The 26,564-nt window shown below is 70.2% G+C and carries 24 protein-coding genes and 1 pseudogene; 12 read left to right on the forward strand and 13 right to left on the reverse strand.

All coding sequences use genetic code 11. The features are described from left to right. Both AB0M63_RS23290 and AB0M63_RS23295 read left to right on the forward strand, forming a co-directional pair. Positions 1-1,041: cbb3-type cytochrome c oxidase subunit I (locus tag AB0M63_RS23290; protein WP_366020713.1), on the forward strand; the 1,041-nt coding region annotated here is incomplete at its 5' end. Positions 1,042-1,046: 5 nt separating this feature from the next. Beyond that, positions 1,047-1,388: a hypothetical protein gene (locus tag AB0M63_RS23295; RefSeq protein ID WP_366020714.1), complete on the forward strand. Its 342-nt coding sequence runs from the start codon at positions 1,047-1,049 to the stop codon at positions 1,386-1,388. 397 nt (positions 1,389-1,785) lie between these two features. On the opposite strand, the gene AB0M63_RS23300 is transcribed toward AB0M63_RS23295, so the two are convergent. Then, the gene (locus AB0M63_RS23300; protein ID WP_366020715.1) at positions 1,786-3,744 is read right to left on the reverse strand and encodes a ricin-type beta-trefoil lectin domain protein; all 1,959 of its coding nucleotides are present in this window, start codon (positions 3,742-3,744) and stop codon (positions 1,786-1,788) included. A 188-nt stretch (positions 3,745-3,932) separates the two neighbouring features. On the opposite strand from AB0M63_RS23300, the gene AB0M63_RS23305 reads away from it, so the two are divergent. Beyond that, positions 3,933-5,159, forward strand: a complete 1,227-nt coding sequence (locus tag AB0M63_RS23305) for a glycosyltransferase (protein WP_366021012.1) — start codon at positions 3,933-3,935, stop codon at positions 5,157-5,159. On the opposite strand, the gene AB0M63_RS23310 is transcribed toward AB0M63_RS23305, so the two are convergent. Next, a complete protein-coding gene (locus tag AB0M63_RS23310; RefSeq protein ID WP_355911353.1) occupies positions 5,156-5,554 on the reverse strand; it encodes a VOC family protein in 399 nt (132 codons plus the stop codon). The genes AB0M63_RS23305 and AB0M63_RS23310 overlap by 4 nt on opposite strands. A gap of 101 nt (positions 5,555-5,655) precedes the next feature. On the opposite strand from AB0M63_RS23310, the gene AB0M63_RS23315 reads away from it, so the two are divergent. Further along, a complete protein-coding gene (locus tag AB0M63_RS23315) occupies positions 5,656-6,633 on the forward strand; it encodes a YafY family protein (RefSeq protein ID WP_366020716.1) in 978 nt (325 codons plus the stop codon). On the opposite strand, the gene AB0M63_RS23320 is transcribed toward AB0M63_RS23315, so the two are convergent. Further along, positions 6,630-7,283: a TetR/AcrR family transcriptional regulator gene (locus AB0M63_RS23320; RefSeq protein WP_355911329.1), complete on the reverse strand. Its 654-nt coding sequence runs from the start codon at positions 7,281-7,283 to the stop codon at positions 6,630-6,632. The genes AB0M63_RS23315 and AB0M63_RS23320 overlap by 4 nt on opposite strands. A gap of 319 nt (positions 7,284-7,602) precedes the next feature. Here AB0M63_RS23320 and AB0M63_RS23325 point away from each other — a divergent pair, with 319 nt between their 5' ends. After that, the gene (locus tag AB0M63_RS23325; protein WP_366020717.1) at positions 7,603-8,373 is read left to right on the forward strand and encodes an SDR family oxidoreductase; all 771 of its coding nucleotides are present in this window, start codon (positions 7,603-7,605) and stop codon (positions 8,371-8,373) included. Positions 8,374-8,391: 18 nt separating this feature from the next. Here AB0M63_RS23325 and AB0M63_RS23330 read toward each other — a convergent pair. Then, positions 8,392-8,564, reverse strand: a pseudogene (locus AB0M63_RS23330) (PPOX class F420-dependent oxidoreductase); the annotation flags it as partial. Positions 8,565-8,748: 184 nt separating this feature from the next. Between AB0M63_RS23330 and AB0M63_RS23335 the strand changes: the two are divergent. Next, positions 8,749-9,288 (forward strand): GNAT family N-acetyltransferase, encoded by a 540-nt coding sequence (locus tag AB0M63_RS23335; RefSeq protein WP_366020718.1) that lies wholly within the window; start codon positions 8,749-8,751, stop codon positions 9,286-9,288. Between the two features lie 74 nt (positions 9,289-9,362). Here AB0M63_RS23335 and AB0M63_RS23340 read toward each other — a convergent pair whose 3' ends face one another. Together AB0M63_RS23340 and AB0M63_RS23345 are read right to left on the reverse strand one after the other, a co-directional pair. After that, positions 9,363-11,219 (reverse strand): cellulase family glycosylhydrolase, encoded by a 1,857-nt coding sequence (locus AB0M63_RS23340; protein ID WP_366020719.1) that lies wholly within the window; start codon positions 11,217-11,219, stop codon positions 9,363-9,365. An 85-nt stretch (positions 11,220-11,304) separates the two neighbouring features. Continuing rightward, positions 11,305-13,275, reverse strand: coding sequence for a translation factor GTPase family protein (locus tag AB0M63_RS23345; RefSeq protein ID WP_366020720.1), 1,971 nt, complete (start codon positions 13,273-13,275; stop codon positions 11,305-11,307). A gap of 178 nt (positions 13,276-13,453) precedes the next feature. Here AB0M63_RS23345 and AB0M63_RS23350 point away from each other — a divergent pair, with 178 nt between their 5' ends. Beyond that, on the forward strand, positions 13,454-14,554 hold the full coding sequence (locus tag AB0M63_RS23350; protein ID WP_366020721.1) for an XdhC/CoxI family protein: 1,101 nt from the start codon (positions 13,454-13,456) through the stop codon (positions 14,552-14,554). Positions 14,555-15,140: 586 nt separating this feature from the next. On the opposite strand, the gene AB0M63_RS23355 is transcribed toward AB0M63_RS23350, so the two are convergent. Both AB0M63_RS23355 and AB0M63_RS23360 read right to left on the reverse strand, forming a co-directional pair. Beyond that, positions 15,141-16,553 (reverse strand): MFS transporter, encoded by a 1,413-nt coding sequence (locus tag AB0M63_RS23355; protein WP_366020722.1) that lies wholly within the window; start codon positions 16,551-16,553, stop codon positions 15,141-15,143. A 38-nt stretch (positions 16,554-16,591) separates the two neighbouring features. After that, positions 16,592-17,095: a metallophosphoesterase gene (locus tag AB0M63_RS23360; RefSeq protein WP_366020723.1), complete on the reverse strand. Its 504-nt coding sequence runs from the start codon at positions 17,093-17,095 to the stop codon at positions 16,592-16,594. An 87-nt stretch (positions 17,096-17,182) separates the two neighbouring features. Between AB0M63_RS23360 and AB0M63_RS23365 the strand changes: the two genes are divergently transcribed. From AB0M63_RS23365 to rfbC, 5 genes are all read left to right on the forward strand, one after another. Next, complete coding sequence (locus tag AB0M63_RS23365; protein ID WP_355911302.1) at positions 17,183-17,644, forward strand: MarR family transcriptional regulator; 462 nt, start codon at positions 17,183-17,185, stop codon at positions 17,642-17,644. Positions 17,645-17,718: 74 nt separating this feature from the next. Continuing rightward, a complete protein-coding gene (locus tag AB0M63_RS23370; RefSeq protein WP_366020725.1) occupies positions 17,719-19,041 on the forward strand; it encodes an MFS transporter in 1,323 nt (440 codons plus the stop codon). Between the two features lie 28 nt (positions 19,042-19,069). Continuing rightward, a complete protein-coding gene (locus AB0M63_RS23375) occupies positions 19,070-19,663 on the forward strand; it encodes a hydrolase (protein WP_366020726.1) in 594 nt (197 codons plus the stop codon). Between the two features lie 147 nt (positions 19,664-19,810). Next, positions 19,811-21,778 carry a glycosyltransferase family A protein gene (locus tag AB0M63_RS23380; RefSeq protein WP_366020727.1) on the forward strand — a complete coding sequence of 656 codons (1,968 nt, stop codon included), beginning with the start codon at positions 19,811-19,813 and terminating at the stop codon, positions 21,776-21,778. A 52-nt stretch (positions 21,779-21,830) separates the two neighbouring features. Further along, a complete protein-coding gene (rfbC, locus tag AB0M63_RS23385; RefSeq protein WP_355911290.1) occupies positions 21,831-22,439 on the forward strand; it encodes a dTDP-4-dehydrorhamnose 3,5-epimerase in 609 nt (202 codons plus the stop codon). On the opposite strand, the gene AB0M63_RS23390 is transcribed toward rfbC, so the two are convergent. The 5 genes from AB0M63_RS23390 to AB0M63_RS23410 form a co-directional block, all read right to left on the reverse strand. Beyond that, on the reverse strand, positions 22,429-23,232 hold the full coding sequence (locus AB0M63_RS23390; protein ID WP_355911287.1) for a class I SAM-dependent methyltransferase: 804 nt from the start codon (positions 23,230-23,232) through the stop codon (positions 22,429-22,431). The genes rfbC and AB0M63_RS23390 overlap by 11 nt on opposite strands. Beyond that, positions 23,229-24,110, reverse strand: a complete 882-nt coding sequence (rfbD, locus tag AB0M63_RS23395; protein WP_366020729.1) for a dTDP-4-dehydrorhamnose reductase — start codon at positions 24,108-24,110, stop codon at positions 23,229-23,231. The genes AB0M63_RS23390 and rfbD overlap by 4 nt, the downstream gene beginning before the upstream one ends. Beyond that, on the reverse strand, positions 24,110-25,081 hold the full coding sequence (gene rfbB / locus AB0M63_RS23400; RefSeq protein ID WP_366020731.1) for a dTDP-glucose 4,6-dehydratase: 972 nt from the start codon (positions 25,079-25,081) through the stop codon (positions 24,110-24,112). Before rfbB ends, rfbD begins: the two co-directional genes overlap by 1 nt. Next, positions 25,078-26,145, reverse strand: coding sequence for a glucose-1-phosphate thymidylyltransferase (locus AB0M63_RS23405; protein ID WP_355911279.1), 1,068 nt, complete (start codon positions 26,143-26,145; stop codon positions 25,078-25,080). Before AB0M63_RS23405 ends, rfbB begins: the two co-directional genes overlap by 4 nt. A gap of 103 nt (positions 26,146-26,248) precedes the next feature. Next, positions 26,249-26,533 carry a hypothetical protein gene (locus tag AB0M63_RS23410; protein ID WP_355911276.1) on the reverse strand — a complete coding sequence of 95 codons (285 nt, stop codon included), beginning with the start codon at positions 26,531-26,533 and terminating at the stop codon, positions 26,249-26,251. Between the last annotated feature and the right edge of the window lie 31 nt (positions 26,534-26,564).

Consider the following 26,564-nt stretch of genomic DNA (forward strand, 5'->3'; position numbering starts at 1 on the left):
CTGACCGCCGTCCTGGTCCTGCTCGCCTTCCCCGTCCTGGCCGCCGCGCTCTTCGCGCTGGAGGCGGATCGAAAATTCGGGGCACACGTCTTCGACGCCGCAAACGGCGGGGCGTTGCTGTGGCAGCACCTCTTCTGGTTCTTCGGCCATCCAGAGGTGTACATCATCGCGCTGCCGTTCTTCGGCATCATCTCCGAGGTCATCCCGGTCTTCTCCCGCAAGCCGATGTTCGGCTACATGGGCCTGGTCGCCGCGACCATCTCCATCGCCGGCCTCTCGGTGACGGTGTGGGCCCACCACATGTACGTCACCGGCGGTGTCCTCCTGCCGTTCTTCTCCTTCATGACGTTCCTCATCGCCGTACCGACCGGCGTGAAGTTCTTCAACTGGATCGGCACCATGTGGAAGGGGTCCTTGTCCTTCGAGACCCCGATGCTCTGGGCCACCGGCTTCCTCATCACGTTCGTGTTCGGCGGCCTCACCGGCGTGATGCTCGCGTCCCCGCCCCTCGACTTCTCGACCTCGGACTCGTACTTCGTGGTGGCGCACTTCCACTACGTCGTGTTCGGCACCGTGGTGTTCGCGATGTTCTCCGGCTTCCACTTCTGGTGGCCGAAGATGACCGGCAAGATGCTCGACGAGCGCCTCGGCAAGATCACCTTCTGGACGCTGTTCATCGGCTTCCACGGCACCTTCCTGGTCCAGCACTGGCTGGGCGTGAACGGAATGCAGCGCCGGATTCCCGACTACCTGGCGGTGGAGGGCCTGACGACACTCAACACGGTGTCGACGATCTTCTCCTTCCTGCTCGGCCTGTCGATCCTGCCGTTCCTCTACAACGTGTGGAAGACGGCCAAGTACGGCAAGAAGGTCGAGGTCGACGACCCGTGGGGCTACGGCCGCTCCCTGGAGTGGGCCACGTCCTGCCCGCCCCCGCGGCACAACTTCCTCACTCTCCCGCGCATCCGGAGTGAGTCCCCGGCGTTCGACATGCATCACCCCGATGTCCCGGCGCTGGAACGAAAGTTGACGCCACGGTGACCGCCATGGACGAACACCCCCCGGACCAGGGGGCGTTCCTCAACGAGATCGAGGGGCACCTGCTGATCGCAGCCGCCCGCACGGAGAGCCGTATGGCGGCCGTGCGTTTCGCGGCCCGGCTCGACTGGCTCACCGACAGCCAACGGGACGAAGTGGAGCGGCAGTTCGAGGTGGAGTACCTGGCCCTCACCCGGCTGTCGTGGCAACGCACGGCTGAGCGGGGCCGTCAACTGCGGGACGAATATGAGGAGAGGTATCGGCGACTGCGGCAACGCGTCGTCGCCTGTTGCCTGTTGGCATGCGCCGTGCTCGTGGCGACGGGATTGGTCGTCGGCGCGTTCGCCTAAGCCGTTTCCTTCGAGTGGTGGCGTGATCACCGTCAAGTGATCGACACGATCGCGTTCAAGTACCGACAGGACCTCGATGCAGCCTTTGGCACAATGATCGCGTGCTGCCTCCTCCCCAGGCGCACGACCGCTTCTACCGAGGCGCGGCTTGCGGAGAGGGACCGCATCTTGTGGCTCTGCACTGTGAGGAGCACGGGCCCGAAAGCATGTGGCCACAGCCACTCACTCTGATGTTCCCGGGCGGTTTTGAGCCTCCGCTCAGCGAGGAGCAACTCCGCCGGCTGCAAGCAGAGTGGGATGCCACCCAGTCATGATCTGGCAGAGGCGCCCTGCGGCGCCTTCGTCCCGCCGGTCCTGAGGACCGGCGGGACGAGATGTCACACGGAAGCCGGTACGGCTAGGTCAGCGTCCACTTCTGGTTGTTCGCCGTACCGCAGGTCCACAGGATGAGCTGGGTGCCGTTGGCCGTGGCGGCGCCGTTGGCGTCCAGGCAGAGGCCCGCGTTGACGTTGGTGAGGGTGCCGTCGGAGTTGGCGGTCCACTTCTGGTTGTTCTGGCCGTTGCAGTCCCAGATGACGACCTTGGTGCCGTTGGTGGTGCCGTTGTTGTAGGCGTCCAGGCACTTGTTGCCGTACACCACGAGTTCCTTGCGGGAGGTGTAGGTCCAGGCCTGGTTCTGGCCGCCGTTGCAGTCCCAGATCTCGGCCTGGGTGCCGTTGGTGATGGTGTTGTTGTAGACGTCGGCGCAGCGGCCGGACTGGGTGCCGACGATCAGGGAGCCGTTCGTGCCCGGGATGGGCTGGACGTTGACCGCGCCGAGGGTGGGGAGTGAACTGCCGGTCAGGGTGAGGGAGTTGGCCGATCCCTTCGACAGGTCGGCCTGGACCGAGATCGTGCCGGGGCTGGAGCCGGTCGGCGGGAAGGAGACCGTCGTCGCGGTCTGGCCGTTGACCTGGAGGGTGCCGGTGACAGCGGTGGAGCCGGTGTTGGTGTAGGTGACGTCGACGACGTTCAGGCCGGTGCTCGCCGCGCTGATGCCGGTGTACTTGCCGGTGGAGGTGGCGGTGTAGTTGGTGCTCGCCGCCTCGGTACCGCCGCTGATCTTCAGGAACACGGAGCCGCCGGCTGGAACACTCGTCGTGTAACTCGTGCCGTAGGTACCGATGTTGGAGCGGGACCACAGGTCACGGACGGTGGCGGACGCGGTGGTCAGGCCGAGGTCGGACCAGCGGACGGTGATGTTCTGGGCGGAGGAGGTGCGGTTGAGGAGGGTGACCGCGCGGTTGCCGGTGCCGGACAGGACCTTGCCGTAGACCTGGAGTCCGGTGGTGTCCTCGGCGACCTTGACACCCTGGAGGCCACGCGCGTCCTGGTCGACGGCGATGACTTCGGGGTTGGTGAGGATGCCGGTGGTCTCGGAGGTGAGGGTCGTCAGGTCGTTGCCGGCCATGAGGGGGGCGCCGGAGATGGCCCAGAGCGCCATGTGGGTGCGGTTCTGCGCGGCGGTGAGGCCGGACATGCCGACCATCAGCATGTCGGGGTCGTTGTAGTAGCCGGTGTGCTGGGCGGCCGGGTGCAGACCCTGGTCGAAGTTGGAGAGCATGTTCGTCGTCGACGGCGAGTTGCCGTAGTAGATGATGTCCGTGCTCGTCCGGTACATGGGGGCCAGGCCCGGCGCCCAGTTCCAGGGGTTCTGATAGCCCCAGTTGCAGACCGAGAGGGTCAGTGCGCGACCCGTGGAGGCGGTGGCCTTCGTGACGGAGGCGCTGATCGCCTTGTACGCCGTCGCCGCGTCGAGGCCCTCGGCGTCGCCGCCGCACCAGTCGACCTTCACGAAGTCGAAGCCCCACTGCGAGAACTGGAGCATGTCCTGGTCGTAGTGACCTTCGCTGCCGGTGTTCGCGGCGGCGGGGCGGCCCGTCGGGTAGTAGTAGCCGCAGCCGTTCGCGCCGGCGTCGGTGTAGATGCCGGCCTTGAGGCCCTTGCTGTGGATGTAGTCGGCGATGGCGCTCATCCCGCCGGGCCACTCGCTGGTGTCGACGGTGATGTTGCCCGCGCTGTCGCGGGTGCCCTGCCACCAGCCCTCGTCGATGTTGATGTACTTGTAGCCGGCCGCCGGGAGGCCCGAGGCGACGAACGCGTCGACCTGTGCCTTGATGACGCTGTAGTCGATCTTCGCGGCGAAGCTGTTCCAGGAGGCCCAGCCCATCGGCGCGGTGGGCACGGCTATCTGACGGGTCGCTGAGGCGACGGGGGCCGCCTGGAGCGGGTCGGCGGGCGCGGGTCTGGTGAAGAGAAGCAGGGTGACTGCCGCTGCGGCCGTCGCGAGGGCGCGCAGGAGGGGGGTGCGGAACATGCGGCTCCTTTGCCGATTATCCGAAATATCGAACATGGATCGGTTAGCCGAACGAGACGGCGCGCTGAAAAGTAGAGCCGCCGGGGACGGAAGTCAACGGTTGTGACACACGCGGCAGTTGGAATCCCGCGCGTCCCGCCCACCAGCGGGATACCGGCGGGATACTGACCGTCGTGCGAGTAGCGATCATGACGGCGGGCTCCCGGGGCGACGTGGCCCCGTACACCGGTCTCGGGCATGCCCTGGCCCTGGCGGGGCACGAGGTCACGCTCGTCACCCACGGCTGCTTCGCACCGCTGGTCGCGGGGTCGGGTGTCGACTTCCACCCCCTTCCGGTGGATCCCCGGGCCGAGTTGGAGTCCTCGCGGGGGCGCGGGCTGCATCGCAGCTCCTCCGGGGCCGGCAAGTTGCTGCGGCTGGCGGGCATGGCGCGGGCGGTGGTCGAGCGCATGACCGACGACCTCCTGACGGCCGCCCGGGCGAGTGAAGTCCTGCTGGTGGCCGCCTCGTTGGGACCACTGGGACACGCCCTCGCCGAGGGGTTGTCGCTGCCCAGCATGGGTGTGTATCTCCAACCCGTGGCTCCGACAAGGGAGTTCGCGCCACCGCCGCTCGGTGGAGGTTCCTGGGGTGGGGTCGGCAACCGTATCGCCGGGCACGGGGTGAACCGGGCCGTGGAGCACGTCTTCGCAACTGCCGTACCCGATGTTCGGGCCCGTCTCGGCCTGCGGCACACCCGGTCCGGTTCGGCGCTCCGTGCCCGGGAGCGGCAGAACTGGCCCGTCCACCACGGCTTCAGCCCGCTCGTCGTACCCCGACCGGCCGACTGGCGGCCGGGGCTGACCGTGGCCGGCTACTGGTGGCCGTACGACGGCGACGCCCAACTCCCCCACGAACTACGGGACTTCCTCGACTCCGGGCCCGCCCCGGTGTTCGTGGGCCTCGGCAGCGCCACGGTGCCCGACCGGGAGCGGTTGAGCACCGAGATCGTGCGCGCCCTGCGCCGGGCCGGGCTGCGCGGGGTGATCCAGCGCGGCTGGGGCGGCCTCGAAGGGGCCGGTGACGATGTCCTGACCATCGGCGAGGTGCCGCACTCTGCGCTGTTCCCGCGGATGGCGGCGGTGGTCCATCACTGTGGGGCGGGCACGACCGCAGCTGGGCTGCGCGCCGGGGTGCCGGCCGTGCCGGTGCCGATCCAGTTCGACGAGGGGTTCTGGGCCTCGCGGCTGGTCGCCCTTGGCGTGGCCCCGGCGGTCGTACCCCTGCGCGACCTGACCGCCGACGCCCTCGCCGCCGCGCTCGTACGGGCCACTCGTGAACCGGGCTACGCCCAGCGCGCGCGGGTCCTCGGCGCCCGGGTACGCGCAGAGGACGGTGTCACACCCGTGCTGACCGCCCTGGACGAGCTGGTCTAGCGCTGCTGCCGTGCCACCGCCTCGGGAGTGACCGGCGTGAAGAGGTTGACCAGGTTGCCGTCGGGGTCGCGGAAGAGGAGGGAGCGGTTGCCCCAGGGCATCGTCGTCGGCTTCTGGACGAACTCGCAGTCCAGGGAGGTCAGACGCTCGTATTCGGCGTCCACGTCGGACACCCGGAACTCGGTGATCACCGAGCGGTTGGCGGCGGGCCGCGCGGAATCGGTGCCGAACAGTGCCACCGTGCGGGTGCTCGCGATCGCCACCGTGCAGGCGGGCGTGACGAGTTCGGCGAAATCAGGGGTCGACCAGGTGGCCGGGACGCCGGTGACCTGTTCGTAGAACCGGACGAGGCGGGCGACGTCGTCGGTGATGACGCGGATCGAGACGAAGTTCATGAGCGTTTCCTGTTCGGAGGTGGTGCCGGAGGCAGGGGCGTCTCTCACGCTAGGAGCAATACCGGGCAGGATCCGCCCGGTATCGGGGGCAGACTTTCCGGGTGACCACATCGACCGCGCGGGTGCTCGCCCTGCTGGAGATCCTCCAGGGCGGCGGCCTCCGTACCGTCCCCGACCTGGCCGCCCGGCTGGGCGTCGACGAACGTACGGTCCGCCGCTACGTCGGTCACCTGCTGGACCTGGGCGTCCCCGTCGACTCGGTACGCGGTCGCTACGGCGGCTACCGGCTCGCTCCCGGCTATCGGATGCCCCCGCTGATGCTCACGGACGAGGAGGCGCTGGCCGTGGTGCTCGGTCTGCTGGCCGGGCGAAAGGCCGGGCTGGTCACCTCGTCGGCCGCGGCCGGCGAGAGCGCCACGTCGAAACTGCTGCGCGTCCTGCCCGCCGCCCTGCGCCGACGGCTGGACGCCCTGCTGGACACCGCCGACTTCACCGCGCCCTCCCGCGCCGCCACCGCGCCCGAGACCGGGGTGCTGCTCGAACTCGCCGAGGCCGCACTCCACCGGCGCCCGGTGGCGATCGGCTACACCGACCGGAAGGGCCGCGGCAGCACCCGCACCGTCCTGCCGTACGGTCTCGTGGCGCATGCCGGACGGTGGTATCTCACCGGCGCCGACCCCGCCGACGGGGAGGTGCGCACCTTCCGCCTGGACCGGATCGCCGCTCTGAGCGTGCGGTCCGGCTCGTTCGACGTCCCAGCGGATTTCGACCCGGCGGCCACCGTGCTGGACGGTCTGGCGCGCACACCCTGGGCTCATGATGTGTCCCTGCGGATCCGGGGCAGTGTGCAGCACATTCGCGGGCATCTCCCCGCCGGGATCGCCACCCTGACCACGCCGCCCGACGGCGCCGCCGACTGGGTCCACGTCCGGATCCGGGCCGAGCGACTGGACTGGATCCCGCCCGTGCTGGCCGCCCTCGACCGCCCGTTCGTCGTCGAACACCCGGCCGCCCTGCGCGACCTCGTCCGCGCGCTGGCCCGCCGCCTGGACGAGTACGCCGGCGACGACTCGCCCTAGCCGCTCCAGCCCGGCGGCCGCATGATGCCGAGCAGTTGGCGGACCAGTTCGTCCACGACCTCGTCCAGCGTGGCGTCCACCCAGCCGGCGCTCCAGTCGTGGAGCAGGCCGTTGACGCTGCCGATGAACGCCGTCGCGGCGATCCGGTAGTCGCGCCGGGCCGCCTCCCCGCGCTCGGCGGCGGCCTTCGCCTCGGAGCAGATGAGGTTGATCCAGCGGGCGCGGCGGGCCAGCCGCTGTTCCTCGAGGCGCGGGCTGACCCCAACGATCTCGACGAAGGTCATGCGGATGCGGCGCGGGTCCACGGTCACGTTCTCGGCGTAGGCGTGGAAGATCGCGCCGGCCCGCTCGGCGAGCGGCAGCCCCTCGGCGGCGGTGAGCGCGGTCAGGACGGCTTCCTCGGCCCAGTCGTTGACCTGGAGATGGAGTGCGGCCAGGACGTCCTCCAGGCTGCGGAACTCCTCGTAGAACTGCCGGGTGGACAGGCCCGCGGCCTCACTGAGCGCGGCGACGGTCGTGCCGCGGTAGCCGGGGGTGTCGCCGAACAACTGGAGCGCGGCGTCCAGGAAGCGTCCGCGCCGCTCGGCCTGCCGCTCCTGGGCGGACTTGCCGCCGTAACGACCGGTCGGCGCCTTGAGCCTGCCCGTCACTGTCGCACCCCTGTCTCTTTGACCATCGGGCCAATCTTGTCGTGTCCGAGGTCTTACGGAAAAGGCTGCTCCTTCATCACTTTTCGTCAAGTAATGCGGCGGAGGGTGTCCGAGTGGGCGCTGACCTGCGCGAACGATCGGAGCGAGCGGAGAGGGTGCACATTGTGTGCGCATCGGCGCGGACAAAGTTAACCGTTGGGCGGCTGTGCGGCCTCCCCCTCCGGGTCCCAGCTTTCTGGACTTGCTAGTCCATTATTTGCGGCGCACAGTGGTCCGCGGCCCCACACAGGGGACGGCACGGACAAGGGACACATGAGCCATGACGGAACGGCTGCGGAACAAGACGGCGCTGGTCACCGGATCGACCAGCAACATCGGGCAGGCCATCGCGGAGGCGTTCGCCGCCGAGGGCGCCCATGTCGTGGTGTCCGGACGGAGTCAGGAGCGGGGCGCCGAGGTCGTGGCGGGGATCCGCGCGTCCGGCGGCCGGGCCGACTTTCTCGCGGCGGACCTGGACGGCAGCGCTGAGGCCTCCCGGGATCTGGCCGCGCGGGCCCGTCAGGCCCTGGGCGGGCGGATCGACATCTTGGTGAACAACGCCGGCGTCTACCCGGCCCCGAGCACCGTCGACACCGACGAGAAGACCTTCGACCAAGTCTACGGCGTGAACGTGAAGGCGCCGTTCTTCCTCACCGCCGCCGTCGCCCCGGTCATGGCGGAGTCCGGCGGCGGGGTGGTCGTCAACCTCGGCTCATGGATCGCGCGCCTGGCCGTCCCGCTCGGCGCGCTGTACAGCTCGACCAAGGGCGCCATGGAGACCCTCACCCGGGCCTGGGCCGCCGAGTTCGGCCCGCAGGGCGTGCGGGTCAACGCGATCTCCCCCGGCGTGATCCTGCCCCCGACGCCGGAGGGCGGCGAGCCCCACCCGGGCGAGATCATGATGAAGGGCACCCCGGCCGGCCAGGTCGGCACCCCGGACGCCATCGCCCACGCCGTGGTCTGGCTGGCCAGCGACGAGGCGGCCTTCGTCCACGGAACGGTGGTGGACGTCGACGGAGGCAGGACCGGCGTCGCGGTCGTCGCGGCCTAGGCGTCAACCGGTGAGCGGCTAGCCGTCGATGTCGAGCGCCGTGCCGTACAGGCGATCCGCCTTCAACCGGATGACCACCCGGCGTTCGGCGACCAACTGCTCCAGGAACGCGCCTCGCCCTCGGCGACAGCGAAGGACCAGACGTCGCCGCCCTGCACATGCGGCGCCACACGCGGGTTGCGCCGCACATGCCCGGCCTTGAGGGCTTCGTCGGACAGGGGGCGAGGTGCTGGTCCTTGGGCCCTGTCGTGGGCAACGGCCAACAGCGCCCGGCCATTTCACGGACGTGGACGCGGGTGGAGTGGGCAACAGGGAACACGGCGAGGAGGGCACCAGGTGAACCGGCCGCCTGCGCACACCAGTTAGCGTGCGTGGATGGAAGATCTGACATCCGTGGCCTGGCCGCCCGAGCCGACCAGGACCGAGCGGCTCGTGCTCCGTGAGTCCGAGAGCCACGACCGTGCGGCGTTCGTCGAGCTGTTCGCCTCGTCGGAGGTGCACACCTACCTCGGCGGCGCCCGGCCGCGTGACGACATTGAGCGCGAGATCCCTGAGGTACCCGGGCGCAGGCCCGGAAGTTTCGTCGTCGAGCGCGACGGGTCGATGATCGGCCTGATCCTGCTCAGGAGAACACCGGAGCAGAGTCGCCCTGCTGCTGCGGGGAAGGCCGATCTCGGCTATCTGTTCCTGTCGCGGGCGTGGGGATTCGGGTACGCCGCCGAGGCGTGCGCGGCGGCACTCGGCTGGCTCGCCGACGTCCTTCCCGGCGAACCCGTGATGCTCACCACCCAGACCGCCAACACCCGCTCGATGCGACTCGCGGCGAAGCTCGGGTTCGCCGAGGTGGAGCGGTTCGTGGCCTGGGACGCCGAGCAGTGGCTCGGGATGTGGACTCCGGGCACGTCGGACAAGTGAGTCAAGGGCCGTGGCCCGCTTGGTGGTTGGGGCGTCGGCCATCGGTACGGCCGATGGCCGACGCCCTCTACCGCTCAGCTGTGCGCCGCCGCCCACGCGGCCAGTTCGGACTTGGCCGCGCTCAGCAGTGTCGAGGAGGGGCTCGACGCGCCGTTGGTGATGAGGGCGTAGTGCAGGGTGCCCGAGCCCGTGGCGGAGAGCAGGACGCGGTGGCTGCCGGTGCCGCCCGGTTCGTTGGCGTAGCCGATCGGGGTCGAGGCGCTGTACGCCGGGAGGCCCGAGACGGCTCCCAGGTCGGAGACCACGGTGGTGGACGCCGCCGGGAAGGAGGCCGGGAGGTGGAGTTCGGTGGGGGCGGTGGAGCTGTTGGAGCGCCAGAGCAGCAGGCCGTACTGGCCGGAGCCGACCAGTGACGACACGTTCGGGAGGGTGCTGGGGACGGGGTTCCAGGTGAGAGTCGTGGAGCCGTCGCGGGAGCGATCCTCGTAGGTGAAGGCGACCGTGGTGCCGGCGGTCGCGCTCGGGTAGATCCGGTCGAGGAGACGGGCGTCCTGACGGAGTGTCACCGTGCCGGAGTCCGTCATATTGACGGCGGAGAGGTCCTCGTCGTTCCAGGCGTCGCCGGAGGTGAGCACCTTGTCGGGGTTGTCGTTCATCACCTCGTCGTGGCGGCCGTTGTAGATGTCCCACTGCCACTGCGTACCGGACAGGACGGGTCCCGAGCCTGTCGGGTTGGACCACCAACTCGCGCCCGGCAGGCGGGAGTCGAGGGCCTGGTACATCGCCTTGAGGACGGTCGGCGCCTTGCCCGCGACCGTACCGGACAGCGGATGCCCGAACTCGCTGACGATGGCGGCGGTGCCGGCCGCCGAGGCCCGGTCTCGCACCGTGCCGAAGTCGGTCGCGTACTGGCCGTCGGCCGCGTTCCCCCACATCAGGATGCCGGAGATCGCCTTCTGGTCGTAGAAGTGGGTGTTGAAGACGTACCGCGAGCCGAGCGTGCCGGCGTCGAGGAGTCCGCCCTCCTGCACCTGGCTGGAGATGTTGGAGTTCCAGAAGAGGTTCGGTTCGACGAGGGCGGGCTTGGCCGTCCAGCCCGCCGCGTCCATCCGGGCGCGGAACTTCACATAGAACGGCCAGAGCAGGTTCTGCTCCCAAGTGCGGCTGGTCTGGCCGGAGTCGTAGGTCCCGGCGAAGGGTTCGTTGTACGGGTCGAAGCCGACGACACCCGCGAACTCGTCGGAGCTCAGGTGCTGTTGGATGTACGTCATGGTCGACTGGGCGGTGGTGAGGAAGGAGTCCTGGAGGCCGTAGTTGTTGTGCCAGAAGTCGTACTGAGCCTTGGTCACCGCCGAGTTCTGGGTGATGTTCTGACCCCAGAAGAGGCAGATCCCGCACGACTCCTGTGGATAACTCCCCAGCGCCACAGCCCACTTGGGGGCTCCGTCGCCCGTGTACCAGCTTCCCGTGTTGAACAGGTACCGGGAGTAGAGGTCCTGGTGGAAGTCGGGGTAGACGCGGATGCCGGCGTCGAGGAACGCCTGCATCTGGGCGGTGGCGGCGGCCAGATAGGTGGTGTCGACCTGGCCGCGTACGGGTTCGGCGTGGGCCCAGGAGAGCAGGAAGCGGACCGAGTTGCCGCCGCCGAGGGCGCGCAGCGCGGTCGCGGACTTCTTCGCGTCGGCGACCGAGGCGAAGGGGAGACCGCTGTTCTCCTCCAGCTTGGTCTCGCCGGAGACGTTGTAGCCGCGCAGTACGACCTGGCGGCCGTAGCCGTCGACGAAGCTGCCGTTCTGCACGGTCAGCGGTGAGCCGTCGAACCAGAGGGAGTCGGTTGGGGTGGCGGCGGTGGCGGGCCCGGCACCCGCCACCGACAGGAATCCGCAGAGGACAACCAGGACAACGATCAAACGCGCCCGGATATTCGTCATGTCCACTACAGTCCGGTGATTTCCGGACACTGTCAACACTTCTGACTCATGAGTAAGTTTGCCCTCTACCTGCCCTGTTGACACATCAGGCGACCCGGCGCGCGACGTTCAGCAGGTACTCCTTCCGGTTCAGCGGGTTGTGGTCGGTGCGCGCCCGCTCCGGAACGGCGCCATGGGCGACGGGCGCGTAGTGGTCGAAGACGCTCTCCCACTCACCCTCCCCGCGCGTCAGCCCCGGCAACTGCCGCTCCAGCCCGTGCACTTGAGCCGCGGGCACCATCCCCGCCAGCACACAGCGCGACCCGTGCGTCTCGGTGGTCTGCGGTACGGCGCGCAGCGCGGCGAACACCGGCAGCAGGGCGCCGAGGGTGTCGGCCGGGGCCTCGACGCGGAACCGGTGCATCGGCTCGTACACCTGGCTCTCCGCCCGCCGCAGCGCCTCGACCAGGACGAGCGGGGTCAGCCCGCGGAAGTCGGCCCCGGTGCTCGACATGCTCTTGTCAAAGCCCTGGTGGGCGTGGCTCTGCCGGGGCGAGTAGCCGGAGTGCGTCATGGTGACCACGCAGTCGGTGACCCGCCAGCCGTGCAGCCCCTGACCGAGCGTCTCGCGCACGGTGTCCTCGACGGCCTTGAAGAAGGCGTACGGCATCGCGCCCAGCTCGACGTCGAGAGCGAACCGCACACCCGAACCGACCGGGGTCGGGTCGATGCGCAGGCCGACGGTGGCGAGGAAGGGGTTCGATCCCTTCTTGTTGAACTCGGCCGCCGCGCCCGTGCCGACCGGCCGCTCGACGCACAGCGGTGTCGTCTCGCGGAAGGTGACGTGCACCCCGAACTCGTCGGCGAGCGTGGCCTGGATGACCTCCTTCTGGACCTCGCCGTAGAGGGAGACCGCCGTCTCCTGGCGCACCTCGTCCTGGCGCAGGCCGATCAGCGGGTCCTGCTCGGCGAGTCGGGTGAGCGCGAGGTGCAGGGCGCGCCGATCGGTGCCGGGGCCCGGGACGACGACGGTCTCGAGGGTCGGCGGCGCGAAGAAGTGCTCGTACGCCGCCTTCCTCGGTACGCCGATCGCGTCGCCGATCCTGATCTCGCCGAGTCCCCACAGCCTGCCGATCCGGCCCGCCGGGACGGAGTCGGAGCCGACGTCCGCCCCACGGTCGAAAACGCCGACCGCGGTGACCTTGCCCTCCGCGCCCGCATCGCCGAAGGTGATCCGGTCGCGGGTGCGCAGGGTGCCGGAGAAGATCCGCGCGTAGGCGATCTTCTCCCCCGCCGGACCGCGCTCGACCTTGAACACCGTGCCGGAGAGCGGGCCTTGGGGGTCGCCGTCGGCGGCGGGGAGCAGTTCCCTGATGCCGGTGATCAGCGCGTCCACGCCGGCGCCGGTGATGGCGGAGCCGAAGTAGACCGGATGCACGAGGGCCTGGCGGGTCTGGGTGGCGAGGGCCGTGCGCAGGCGGTCGTAGGAGACGGTGTTCTCGACGTATGCGGCGAGCAGGTCGTCGTCGTGGTCGGCGAGGACGGCCGCCGCGCCCGGGCCCAGGCCCGGCAGGAAGCCGGCCTCCGGAGTGCCGAGGTCCTCGACCGAGCCCATCGGTACGACCGCTGCCCTGAGCCGCTCGGAGATCGACGACAGGAGATCCCCGTACCGCGCCCCGCGGCGGTCGATCTTGTTGACGAAGAGGAGCGTCGGGATACGCAGCCGTTGGAGCGTGCGCATCAGGACGCGGGTCTGCGGCTGGACGCCCTCGACGGCCGAGACGACCAGGACCGCGCCGTCGAGCACGCCGAGCACGCGCTCGACCTCGGCGATGAAGTCCGGGTGGCCGGGGGTGTCGATGAGGTTGACGGTCACGTCGTCGACCGGGAACGAGACGACGGCCGACTTGATGGTGATGCCCCGCTGCCGCTCCAGCGCGAGGGTGTCGGTGCGGGTGTTCCCGTCGTCGACGCTGCCGATCTCGTCGATCACACCGGCCGAGTGGAGCAGCCGCTCGGTCAGGCTGGTCTTACCCGCGTCTACGTGCGCGAGGATTCCGAGGTTGAGCAAGTGCACCTGGGGTCATGTCCTTCGATGAGGGGGGCCTTCCTTCCTGGGCGGACATGAACGGTGCGCGCATCTCAGGGCTCCTCGGTCGTCGTCGACTGACGCCCCTCAGTGCAGCAGAGCGGCGGGAGCGGCGCCAACGGATTAACGTCCGTACAGGGAACTACGGCGGTGAGAGGAGCGCATCGTGCGGGAGATCCTCCCGGAGCTCGGCCGCTGGTACGCGGCGCGGAATCCGTTCGGCCTGGCCACCGTCGTCGCGGTCAGCCGCAGCGCGCCGCGCGATCCCGGTGCGGCGATGGCCGTGGGCCCGGACGACGAGGTCGTGGGCAGTGTGTCCGGGGGCTGTGTGGAGGGGGCCGTCTTCGAGCTGGCGCGAGAGGTCGTGGCGAGCGGCGAGGCCCGGCTGGAGACCTTCGGGTACAGCGACGAGGACGCCTTCGCGGTCGGGCTCACCTGCGGCGGCGAGATCACCGTGCTGGTACGGCCCGTCACACCCGAGGCCGATCCCTCCTTCGGGGCGGTCGCGCAGTCGGTCGCCGCCCGGGAACCGGTGACCGTCGCGACCGTGATCGACGGTCCAGCCGCGCGCGGTGCCACCCTCGCCGTCTGGCCCGACCGGGTCGGCGGCACCCTCGGCGCGACCGGCCTCGACGTGGCGGTCACGGCCGACGCCCGCGGTGAACTCGCCCTCGGCGCAACGGGGTTGCGCCACTACGGCCCTCGCGGCGAGCGGCGCGAGGACTCCGTCACCGTGTTCCTGCACTCCTTCGCGCCACCGCCCCGGATGCTGGTCTTCGGCGCGATCGACTACGCGGCGGCGGTCGCCCGGATCGGCGACTTCCTCGGCTACCGGGTCACCGTGTGCGACGCCCGCCCGGTGTTCGCCACGCCGAAGCGGTTCCCTGCGGGCGTGGAGGTGGTCGTGGACTGGCCGCACCGCTATCTGCGGGGCACGGACACCGACGAGCGGACGGTGATCTGCGTTCTGACCCACGACCCGAAGTTCGACGTACCGCTCCTGGAGGAGGCGCTGCGCCGGCCGGCCGCGTACATCGGGGCGATGGGCAGCCGCCGCACCCACGAGGACCGTATGCGGCGCCTTCTCCAATCCGACCTGAGCGAGCCCGAGTTGGCGCGCCTGCGCTCACCGGTCGGGCTCGACCTCGGCGCCCGTACCCCCGAGGAGGTGGCCGTGTCCGTCGCCGCCGAGATCGTCGCGCTGCGGTGGGGTGGGACGGGGGTCGCGCTGACGGGGGCGGCGCGGGCTATTCATCGGGCAAGGTGAGGTGGCCGGTCCGGCGGGCTGGGCGGGCGAGCAGTGACGGGGGTGGCAGGGGTATTCATCAGGCACGGTGACCTGGCCGGTCCGGCCGGCTGGGCGGGGGCGGAGGCGCACGGGCTGGTGGGGGTGGCGGCGGTCGTAGTGGGCGTCTTGGACAGCGGGGCTGCGGAGACGGACGGTTTGGGCCGCTGCGGAGACCCAGGCGACCGCGGGGGCGGGGGTGTCCATGAGCGAACACGCCGTCCACCTGACGCGGGTACTTGCCTCCTCGGCGGTCGGGGCGGGGCGAGGGGAGCGGCGGTGCAGTCGCCGTCTTGGACGACGGGGCCCGGGTGACGGACCGCTCGGGCCACTGCGGGGACCTCGGCGGCCAGGGCCTGCGTGCGGCCGGAGCATCCATGAGCGAGCGCGCAGTGCGCCTGGCACAGGCGCTCAACTCCGCGCCGATTCCCCGGAGTTCTCAGCGCGACCAGATGAGCCCGCGCAGGAAGCAGCAGGCGTCCTGCGGTGACCCGACAACCACTCACGCCACTCGGTCGCACACGGCGCCCGGCCTATCGCCCAACTCCCCAACCGTTCCCCGGAGTTCTCAACCCCTGAACCACCGCACACTCCCCGGCAACAACATCACCGCCACCAACGCCGCCCCGCCGTACAACCCCGCCGAACCCAACGCGACCGCATGAAACCCGCGCAGGAAGCGGCCGACGTCCTGCGGTGGCCCGGCGACCGCGCCCGCCACCGCGATGCCGATCGCGCCGCCCGTCTGGCGGGCGGTGTTGTTGACGGCGGAGGCCAGGCCGGCGCGGTCGGCGGGGACGGTGGCGATGGCCGCGGCGACGACGGCCGGGGTGAGCAGGCCGCAGCCGATGCCCCACAGGAGGAGGGCTGGGAGCAGGGCCGGGAGGCCGGAGTGCGGCTGTGCGCGGGTCAGCAGGGCGAGGCCGGTCGCGGCGATCAGCAGGCCCGCCGTGGCCGGCAGCCGGGACCCGATGCGGCTGGTGATCCGGCCGCCGAAGGGGGCGATCACCGCGAGGGGCGCGAACAGGGGGAGGACGGCCAGTCCGGCGACCAGTGCCGAGCGCTGCTGCACGGACTGCAGGTACAGCATCAGGACGAACAAGGTGCCCAGGGTGCCCAGGTTCATGATCCCGGCGGTGGCGTTCGCCGCGTCGAACGCCGGCCTGCGCAGCAGCGCCGGCGGCAGCATCGCCTCGTCGCCGCGCCGGAGTTCGGCCGCCGTGAGCGCCACGAGGGCCAGGACGGCGACGGTCGCGGCGATCAGGACGGGCGGGGAGCCCGCACCGCCGCGTCCGCCCTCGATGAAGGCGTACGTCGTCGCGAGCAGCAGCAGACCGCCGAGCAGCAGTCCGGGCACATCGAGCCGTCGGGCCCGTGCCTCCCGGCTCTCCTGGACGACGGCCGCGGAGCGGACCAGTGCGAACAGGACGACGGGCACGTTGATGAGGAAGATCGCCCGCCAGCCGAGCCAGTCGGTGAGCGCCCCGCCGAGCAGGGGTCCGGCGGGCAGCGCCAGGCTGCCGACGCCCGCCCAGACGCCGATGGCACGCGCGCGTGCCGCGTCGTCGGGGAACGCGCGGCTGATGATGGCCAGCGTTCCCGGCAGGAGGAGGGCGGCGCCGATGCCCTGCACCACTCGGGCGGCGACGAGTACGGCGACGTCCGGTGCCAGTCCGCAGGCGAGGGAACCCGCGCCGAAGACGGCGAGCCCGGCCAGCACGACGCGTTTGTGGCCGTAGCGGTCGCCTGCCGTGCCGCTGGTGAGCATGAGGGCGGCGAGGGCCAGGGCGTAGCCGTCGACCACCCACTGGAGGCCGCCGATGTCGGTGTGCAGGCCGGAGCCGATGCGGGGCAGGGCGACGTTGACGACGGTGACGTCGAGCAGCACAAGGAAGTAGCCGGCGCACATGACGAGCAGGACGGTGCGGGGCGCTGCGTCCTGGCGGGCGGGCTGCGGCCGGGCCTCTCGTGTATCAGCCATGCTGTTTCGCCTACCCCACTGGGCGCAGGCGATCCCGGTCAGCTTCTGGGCGGCAGCCGGTGCAGTACGAGGTCGGTCAGAGCGCCGTCAGCCACCGTCGCCGTGAGGTAGGTGCAGTGCGGCTGGCGTCGGCGGTCGGTCGGGGAACCGGGGTTGAGCAGGCGCAGGCCGGTGGGAGCCGTGGTGTCCCAGGGGATGTGGCTGTGGCCGAAGACCAGCACGTCCAGGTCGGGGAAGCGGTCCGCGCAGCGCGCCTCGCGGCCCTGGGCGGGGCCCGTCTCGTGGACGGCGCCGAAACGCAGGCCGCCCAGTTCGGCGTACGCCACCTCGGGGAGCCGGGCGCGCAGCTCGGGGCCGTCGTTGTTGCCGTGGACACCGACGAGTCGGCGGCTGCGGCTCTCCAGCAGGTCGAGGGTCGCGGTGTCGACCCAGTCTCCGGCGTGGAACACGACGTCGGCGCGCGGGAGTTCGGCGAGGAGCTGTGCGGGCAGTTCCCTGGCGCGCTTGGGGAGGTGGGTGTCGGACATCAGCAGCAGACGCACCACACCAGACTAGGCGGCACAGATCTTCAGGTCAGGCTGTTCAGTTCTGGCTGGACAGTTTCTGCTGACGGTTTTACGGTGGGGGTCATGGATCAGCAGCGCACCGGCGCACCCGCGGGCATCTCGGACTCGGCCGCCCGCTCCGCGCGCGATCTGCGCGTGGTGCTCAGTCGGCTGCGGCGCAGGATCCGGGAGGTCGCGACGGACGAGGACCTCACGCCCTCGCAGGAGTCGGCGCTCACCCTGGTCGGCAAGCACGGCGCGGCCACGGCCAGCGCCCTCGCCGCCGCCGAGGGGGTCCGGCCGCAGTCGATGGCCGCCACCCTCGCCGCCCTCGACCAGCACGGGCTGATCCGCCGCAGCCCCGACCCCGAGGACGGCCGTAGACAACTCGTCACGCTCACCGAGGCCGGACGCGAGCGGGTCGAGGACAACCGGCAGGTCCGCGAGGAGTGGCTGGCCCGCGCCTTCGAGGACCGCTACACCGAGCGGGAGCGGCGGACGATCCTCGACGCGCTGACATTGATGGAACGGCTGTCAGAGCAGTGATACCGAGGCTCGCCCACGCACCACGGACCATCCGCCCCGCACCGACCGGCTTCGACCAGCGTCTGATTGCGCCGATGGTTCTCGGCTCCGTACTGAACCCGATCAACTCCTCGATGATCGCCGTGGCCCTCGTGCCCATCGGCATCGCCTTCGGCGCCCCGCCCTCGCAGACGGTGTGGCTGGTCTCGGCGCTCTATCTCGCCACCGCCGTGGGCCAGCCGGTCATCGGGCGGCTCGTCGACATGTACGGGCCGCGTCGGCTCTATCTCATCGGTACGGCTTTGGTCGGTGTCGCCGGACTCATGGGCGCCCTCGCGCCCTCGCTGGGTGTGTTGATCGCCGCCCGGGTGCTGCTCGGGTTCGGCACCTCGGCCGCCTATCCGGCCGCGATGCAACTGACCCGGAGCGAGGCCGAACGCACCGGGCAGGACAGTCCGGCAGGCGTCCTCACCGCGCTCGCCGTCTCCGCGCAGACGGTGTCGGTGATCGGTCCCACGCTCGGCGGCTTCCTGATCGGCGTCGGCGGCTGGCGCGCCATCTTCACCGTCAACGTGCCCCTGTCCGTGGCCTGTCTGGTGCTGGGCGCGCTGCGCCTGCCGAGGACGGGCAAGGCCCCCACGGCCGGCACCCGGCGCGACGTCGACCCGCCCGGCATGCTCCTGTTCGCCGTCATGCTCGTCTCGCTGATGATCTTCCTGACCGCCCCACGGCTCGACCACTGGTACCTGCCGTTGCTCTCCCTCGCCTCGGCCTTCGGTTTCGGCGTACGCGAACTGCGCGTCCCGGATCCCTTCGTGGACCTGCGGGTGCTGGGCGGCAACCTCCCCCTGGTGACCACGTACCTGCGCCAGTTCCTCGGCTACACCACCTCGTACGCCTTCCTCTACGGCTACACGCAGTGGCTGGAGGAGGGGCGCGGGCTGCACGCCGCCGGCGCCGGACTCGTGCTGCTCCCCCTGTCGGTCAGCGCCCTCGCCGTCTCCTCCCTCACCGGCCGCCGTGAGGCGATCCGCGCCAAGCTGCTCATCGGCAGCGCCGTCCAGGTCGTCGGCTGCGCCGGGCTGTTCCTGGTCGGCTCCCACAGCCCGGTGTGGCTGCTGCTCGCCGTCGGCGCGGTGCTGGGCCTGCCGCAGGGCCTGCTCGGGCTGGCCGGGCAGAACGCCCTGTACCGGCAGGCCGAGCCCGCGCGCATCGCGTCCGCCGCCGGACTGCTGCGCACCTTCATGTACCTCGGCGCACTCGCCGCCTCAGCGGCCACCGCGGCCTTCTTCCCGCACCGCGCCGGCACCCCGGGACTGCACGACCTGGCCCTGTTCATGGCCGCCGGGTCGGCGCTGCTCCTGGCGATCACCCTGCCCGACCGTTCGCTGCGCACCCTCACCCCGAAGACCATCTGAGCCCCCTACCTTCTGAAAGGCCTCCCCCATGGCACTCACCACCCTCGACCCGCGCACCGCCCTCGTCGTGATCGACCTCCAGGGCGGCATCGTCGGCGCCCCGACCCAGCCGTACAGCGGCCCCGAGGTCGTCGCCCGTAGCGTTGAACTCGCCGACGCCTTCCGGGCCGCCGACCTTCCCGTGGTCCTGGTCCGGGTCTCCTTCGCCGCCGACGGCGCGGACGCGGTTCCCGGTCGCACCGAGCAGCAGCGCGCCGGCGGCGCGGCCCGCGCCGAGGGCTGGGACGTCGTCGTCGACGAACTGTCCGGGCACCCCGGCGACATCCAGATCGTCAAGCGCAACTGGGGCGCCTTCCACGGCACCGGCCTCGATGTACAACTGCGCCGCCGTGGCATCACGCAGATCGTGCTGACCGGCATCGCCACCAGCATCGGCGTCGAGTCCACCGCCCGCGCCGCCCACGAGCACGGCTATCACGTGACTCTCGCGACGGACGCGATGAGCGATCTGGACGCCGTTTCGCACGCCCACAGCATCGAGCGAATCTTCCCCCGTCTGGGCGAAACGGGCACGACCGCCGAAATCCTGGAACTTCTGGCCAAGACGCACGACGCGAGCTGACGTCGGTCCACGGCGGGTTAACCGTTGCCCAACACCAGCCCAATGGGCGGCATCGAGACAGACCGGGTTAGCATCACCCCACCGCGCCGTTCCACATCGGGAAACGGGCAGCGCAAACGCAGCGCGAACAAGGGGGCTAGAAGCCGGATGTCGGTCAAGGTCAGTGTCGTCGTCCCTGTGTACAACCCAGGGCCCTACATCGAGGATTGCATCTCCTCTCTCCTCAGGCAGTCCCTGCCTAACGACGAGTACGAGGCGATCTTCGTCAACGACGGCTCGACGGACGGCACGCCCGCGCGGCTCGACGAGGTCGCCGCCGAGCACCCCCACATCCGCGTCATCCACCAGGAGGCCTCGGGCTGGTCGGGCAAGCCCCGGAACGTCGGCATCGCCGCGTCCCGGGGCGAGTTCGTCATGTTCGTCGACAACGACGACTACCTCGGCGACGAGGCCCTTGAGCGGATGTACGACTACGGCGTGGCCAACGGCGCCGACGTCATCGTCGGCAAGATGGCCGGCAAGGGCCGCGGCGTCCCCGTGGAGCTGTTCCGCCAGAACCATCCGCGCGCGTCGGTCGAGACCGTGCCGCTGATGGACAGCCTCACCCCGCACAAGATGCTCCGCCGCTCCTTCCTCGACCGCATCGACCTGCGGTTCCCCGAGGGGCGTCGCCGCCTGGAGGACCACGTCTTCGTGACGGAGGCCTACCTCGCCGCGGACAACGTCGCCGTGCTCAGCGACTACGTCTGCTACTACCACATCAAGCGCGACGACGCCTCGAACGCCGGCTTCCAGCGCTTCGACCCGGTCGGCTACTTCAAGAACCTGCGTGAGGCCCTCGACGTCGTCGAGAAGTACACCGAGCCGGGCCCGGCCCGCGACCGGATCTACCGCCGCTGGCTGCGCGTGGAGATGATGGAGCGCCTCGGCGGCGGCCGGCTGCTCAAGGCCCCCGACGACTACCGCCGGGAACTCCTCAGGGAGATCCGCGGGGTCATGACCGAGCGCTTCGGCCCCGGCGTCGCGGCCGGTCTCGCTCCGCGACTGCGGGTGGTCGCCGCCCTCGCCGCCGCCGACCGCTACGACGACCTCGTCGACCTCGCCAAGTGGGAGGCGTCGCTCAAACCGCAGGCGGTCCCGGGCGAGATCGAGTGGCGCGACGGCAAGCTGCTGGTCCACTACCAGGCCGAGTTCGTCATCGACGGCAAGCCGGCGATCTTCCCGGCCAAGGGCGCCCCCTGCCCCAAGCACCCGGAGCCGAAGAACCTCGCCGAGGCGACCTCCATGCTCACGGCCGACGCCACTCACCTCTTCAAGAAGGCGACGGCCGACTTCGTCGTCCGTGAACGCGCCAGCGCCGCCTCGCACTTCCAGCCCGTCGAGATCACCCACGAGACGGTCGCCGACGGCGACGGCGTCCGCCTGGTGCTGCACGCCACGGCCACCGTCGACCCCGCCACCGCGGGCGGCGGCGTCCCGCTGAGCGACGGCCTCTGGGACACCTACGTCCGCGTCGTCATCGGCTCCTGGAACAAGGAGTGCCGCCTCGGCCCGGTCCCCCAGCACGGCGAGAACGCCGGGCACGCCGGTGTCGTCGCCGGCCAGGTGATGCTGCCGTACTACACCGAGCCGCACGGCAACTTCTCCCTCGACGTCGACAAGGCGAGCAAGCGCCTCGGCCTCGGCGACCTCAAGCCCGGGGACTTCACGGTCACCGGCTCCCGCGTCGGCGTCCTGCTCCCCTTCCACGTCGCCGCCGCCACCGACGTACTGCTGCGCCTGACCCACAAGTCGTCCGGTACGACCCTGGACGTGCCCGGCACGGTCTCCCCCGAGTCCTCCGGCGCACGGCTGGCCGCCGAGGTTCCCGCCGCCGATCTGAAGGACCTGGCGTGGACCGCGTCGGTGTGCCTGACCCCGGTCGCCACCGGGCAGCGCTTCCTCGCGCTGCCGGTGCGGGTGAGCGCTGACGCCGGTGGCATCCGGGTCGCGTCGGTGCCGAAGAGCGCCAAGCCCGCCGAGCCCAAGCCGGCCCCCAAGCCGGTGGCCGCCAAGCCCAAGCCGGGGCTGGCCCGCCGGGTGGCGCGCAAGCTGAAGCGCGCCCTGAACAAGTAACACCAGCGGAACGAACAGCACTGCCCGAGCAAGTCATGGAGGACGGAAGAACGTGCGAGCACTGGGGATAGAAGGCGCCTGGGTCCTGGAGCCCAAGGTCTTCCCTGACGACCGGGGCAGTTTCCACGAGTGGTTCCGGGGCGAGGAGTTCCGCGAGGCCACCGGCTACGACCTGGATCTGGCGCAGGCCAACTGCTCGGTGTCGCGGCGCGGTGTGCTGCGCGGAGTGCACTTCTCCGATGTGCCGCCGGGCCAGGCCAAGTACGTGAAGTGCGTGCGCGGCGCCGTCCTCGACGTGATCGTGGACATCCGCGTCGGCTCTCCCACGTTCGGTCAGTGGGAGGCCGTCCGGCTGGACGACGACACCAAGCACGCGGTGTTCCTCGCGGAGGGGCTGGGGCACGCGTTCATGGCCCTGACCGACGACGCGACGGTCGTGTATCTGTGTTCGACGGGCTACGCGCCCGGACGTGAGCACGGGATCAACCCGCTCGACCCGGCGCTGGGCATCGAGTGGCCCGAGGGCTTCGAGCCGGTGCTGTCCGAGAAGGACGCCGAGGCGCCCACATTGGCAGAGGCGGAGCAGTCAGGACTTCTTCCGTCCTACGCGGACTGCTCCGCCTACTACGAGCGACTGCGGGGTGGGCAGGTCAGCGGCTGACGCTGAGCTGTTCCACCGAGCGGCGCAAGGGCTCCCAGCCGCGGGACCGCTTGGTCCCGCGGTCGCGGGCTTTGGCGAGGGGGCCCCAGAATCCGGCGTTGAGCAGCGCCTCGGGCTGCACCGCGGTGGTGCGCTCCAGGATCGCCTCGGGCACCTTCTGCGGGTCCGGGACCTCGAACTCGGCGACGATCTCGTCGTACTTGTCCTTGAGGACGGTGCTGCTCGGATCCGCGCCGAAGACGACCAACTGCCCGGTGGGCTGGGTGTCGACGAGGACCGTCACCAGGTCGGGACGGTAGCGGGCGAGGATCTCGACGAGCTTGTAGACGTCGCCGGTCCAGGCGTCGGTGTGCCGGTCCCGGGCCGCCTCGTCGATGCTGCGCGGCAGCATGTCGTCGAAGACGATGACGCTGGCCCAGTCCGAGTGCTTCTCCACGTTGATGAAGTCGCGCAGCGCGTACTCGAAGAGGTGCATGCCGTCGATGAACGACAGGTCCAGCGTGGTGGTCTTCCACCAGCCCAACGGGCTGCGGTTGCGGGCCAGTTGACGCAGCGGGTGACGGCCGCCCCGAAGGTGCACCAGCGGGTTGTCCCGGGCGAAGAAGTCGTCACTGGTCGCCTTGGCCAGGTGGACGTCACAGCGGATCTCCGTGACCACCTTGAACGCGGGATCGATCGCGACGCTGGGCACCCGGGAGAGCGTCAGGCTGCGGCCGTCATTGACGCCGATCTCCAGGTAGTTGCGGTTCGCGGTTGACTTGTGGAGTCCCCGCAGGAACTCATGACGTTTCACGAAGAAATCTCCTTGCGGATATGCGGAAGTGCTTCGTGCAGGGCGGACCGCCAGTCCCTGGGCGGTTCCAGGCCGACCTCCCGCCACCGCTCGTGCCCGAGGGCGCTGTAGGCGGGGCGGGGAGCGGGACGGATGAAGGCCGCGCTCGTGGTGGGGCGGACGCGCTCCGGGTCGGCGTCGATGAGCCGGAACACCTCCTGCGCGAGACCGTGCCAACTGGTCTCACCGGAACTGGTCGCGTGGAACACCCCGTGCGCGCCCTCGACTTGGCCGATACGGGCGCCGAGATCGGCGATCCGCACGGCGACGTCGGCGGTCCAGGTCGGCTGACCGCGCTGGTCGTCGACGACGTCGAGAGTGTCGCGACGTGCCTCCAGCTCGATCATCGTGCGGACGAAGTTACCCCCACAGGCGCCGTACAACCAAGCCGTGCGCACAACCGCGCTGTTAACCGGGAGTTCCTCCAACACGGCTTGTTCGCCCGCCAGTTTGGTTCGGCCGTAGGCGGTGCGCGGGGCGGTGGAGTGGTTCTCCGGGTACGGCGTGCTGCGGGCCTCGCCGTCGAAGACGTAGTCGGTGGAGACATGGACCAGCCGCGCGCCCGTGGTGGCGCAGGCGCGGGCCAGGAGCCGGGGCCCCTCGCCGTTGATGCGAAGGGCCCGCTCCTCGTCGGTCTCGGCGTCGTCGACGGCGGTGTACGCCGCGCAGTTCACCACCACGTCGGGGTGGTGCTCCGCGAACGCCCGGTCCACCGAATCGGGGTCGGTGATGTCCAGGTCGCCATGGCCGAGACCGACGAACTGCTCACCGCGCCGGGCGAGTTCCTCCAGCACATCGTGGCCGAGCATCCCGCCGGCACCGGTGACCAGCCACTTCATCAGGCGCGCTCCACCCGTGCCTTGAGGGGCTCCCACCAGGCCCGGTTGTCGCGGTACCAGGCGACGGTGTCGGCCAGCCCGCTGGTGAAGTCGCGCTTCGGGGAGTAGCCGAGCTCGTCGTGGATCTTGGACCAGTCGACGGAGTAGCGCAGGTCGTGGCCCTTGCGGTCCTCGACGCGCTCGACCCGGTCCCAGTCCGCGCCGCAAGCCTCGAGGAGCAGACCGGTGAGTTCCTTGTTGCTCAACTCGGTGCCGCCGCCGATGTTGTAGACCTCGCCCGCGCGGCCCTTGGTGCGGACCAGCTCGATGCCGTCGCAGTGGTCCTCGACGTGCAGCCAGTCGCGGACGTTGAGGCCCTCGCCGTAGAGCGGGACCTTCTTGCCGTCGAGGAGGTTGCTGACGAACAGCGGGATGACCTTCTCTGGGAACTGGTGCGGCCCGTAGTTGTTGGAGCAGCGGGTGACGCGCACGTCCAGGCCGTGGGTGCGGTGGTAGGCCAGCGCGAGCAGGTCGGAGGAGGCCTTCGACGCGGAGTACGGCGAGTTGGGCGCCAGCGGGTGGGTCTCGGGCCAGGAGCCGGTCTCGATGGAGCCGTAGACCTCGTCGGTGGAGACGTGCACGAACGGCACGTCGTAGCGCAGGGCCGCGTCCAGCAGGACCTGGGTGCCCACCACGTTGGTGCGGACGAAGTCGGCGGCGCCGTTGATCGAGCGGTCCACGTGGGACTCGGCGGCGAAGTGGACCACCTGGTCCGCCTCGGCCATCAGCTTGTCGACCAGTTCGGCGTCGCAGATGTCGCCCTGGACGAACTCAAGGCGCGGATGGCCGAGTTCGAGGTTGTCGAGCGTGCCGGCGTACGTGAGCTTGTCCAGCACCGTGATGCGGGGCGCGTCGGCGGCGTCCGAGGCGAGGAGCGTGCGGACGTACGTGGAACCGATGAAGCCGGCGGCGCCGGTGACGAGGAGATTCATGAACGGATCTGCACCTTGCTGTGGTCTCCGAGAACGAGGCGGTGGGCGCTGGGTACCCCCGGAGCGGGGGTCACTTCGACGTGCTTGCCGATGAGCGAGGACTCGATCCGGCCCACCCCGGCGATGGACGAGTCCTGCAGCACGATGGAGAACTCCAGCTCACTGTCGGTGATCCGGCAGTTCTCCGCGACCGAGGTGAACGGTCCGATGTAGGAGTTGCTCACGACCGTGCCGGCGCCGATGACGACGGGTCCGACGATGCGCGAATTGTCGATGCGCGCGCCCTCTTCTATCACCACGCGGCCGATGGTCTCGGAGGCGTCGTCGACCTCGCCGTCGATGCGGCGGTCCATGCTCTCCAGGACGGTCCGGTTGACTTCGAGCATGTCGACGACGTTGCCCGTGTCCTTCCAGTAGCCGTGGATGACCGAGGAGCGCACGTCGGCGCCGTCGTCGATCAGCTGCTGGATGGCGTGGGTGATCTCCAACTCGCCGCGCCAGGACGGCTTGATGGCGCGCACCGCGTCGTGGATGGCGGGCGTGAACAGGTAGACACCGACCAGGGCGAGGTCGCTCTTGGGATGCTCGGGCTTCTCCTCCAGGCCGATGACCTGGCCGGAGTCGCTGAGTTCGGCGACGCCGAAAGAGCGGGGGTCGGGCACGTGGGTGAGGAGGATCTGCGCGTCGGGCTTGTTGTCCTGGAAGCCCTCGACGAGTCCGGTGATGCCACCGACGATGAAGTTGTCGCCGAGGTACATCACGAAGTCCTCGTCACCGAGGTACTCGCGCGCGATGAGGACGGCGTGGGCCAGTCCGAGGGGACGATCCTGCGGGATGTAGGTGATCTGCAGGCCGAACTTCGACCCGTCGCCCACCGCCTCCTCGATCTCCGCCGCGGTGTCGCCGACGATGATGCCGACCTCGGTGATGCCTGCGTCGGCGAGTGATTCGAGCCCGTAGAAAAGGACGGCCTTGTTGGCCACCGGGACGAGCTGCTTTGCCGATGTGTGTGTGATCGGCCTCAGGCGGGATCCAGTGCCGCCGGAGAGAACGAGAGCCTTCATCGCTTCACCTTAGCGTCATCTTTGGACGTTCATCGTTCCTCCCCTTGTTCGTTTGTTACGACAGTCCAACGATAGGTGGGCGTCTAGGTGTACAGCGGGACGCCTAGGCGCCTCCGGGATCGGACATACCGCCCGCGGTCCGCTGTACGTCCGCCTCGACCTCGGCCCTGTCGAGACCCTGCTCCTTGGCGTACTCGTTCACCGCGGCCTGGGCGTCCCGGGCCAGGTCGCGCCAGGCCCGCCAGGCGGTCTCGTAGACGTCGGTCTGGGCCTCGGTCCAGGGTTCGTGGGCCGGGGCTCCCAGGGCGTCCCGCATCTCCTGGACCCGGGCGCGTGCCTCCTGGGCCGCGCGCTGCTTCTCGACCAGTTCTTCGAAGGTGTGTGCCACAAGGACGCACCCCATCACGGCGGGCGTGCGC

Source organism: Streptomyces sp. NPDC051576, from assembly GCF_040681835.1.
Classification (GTDB): domain Bacteria; phylum Actinomycetota; class Actinomycetes; order Streptomycetales; family Streptomycetaceae; genus Streptomyces.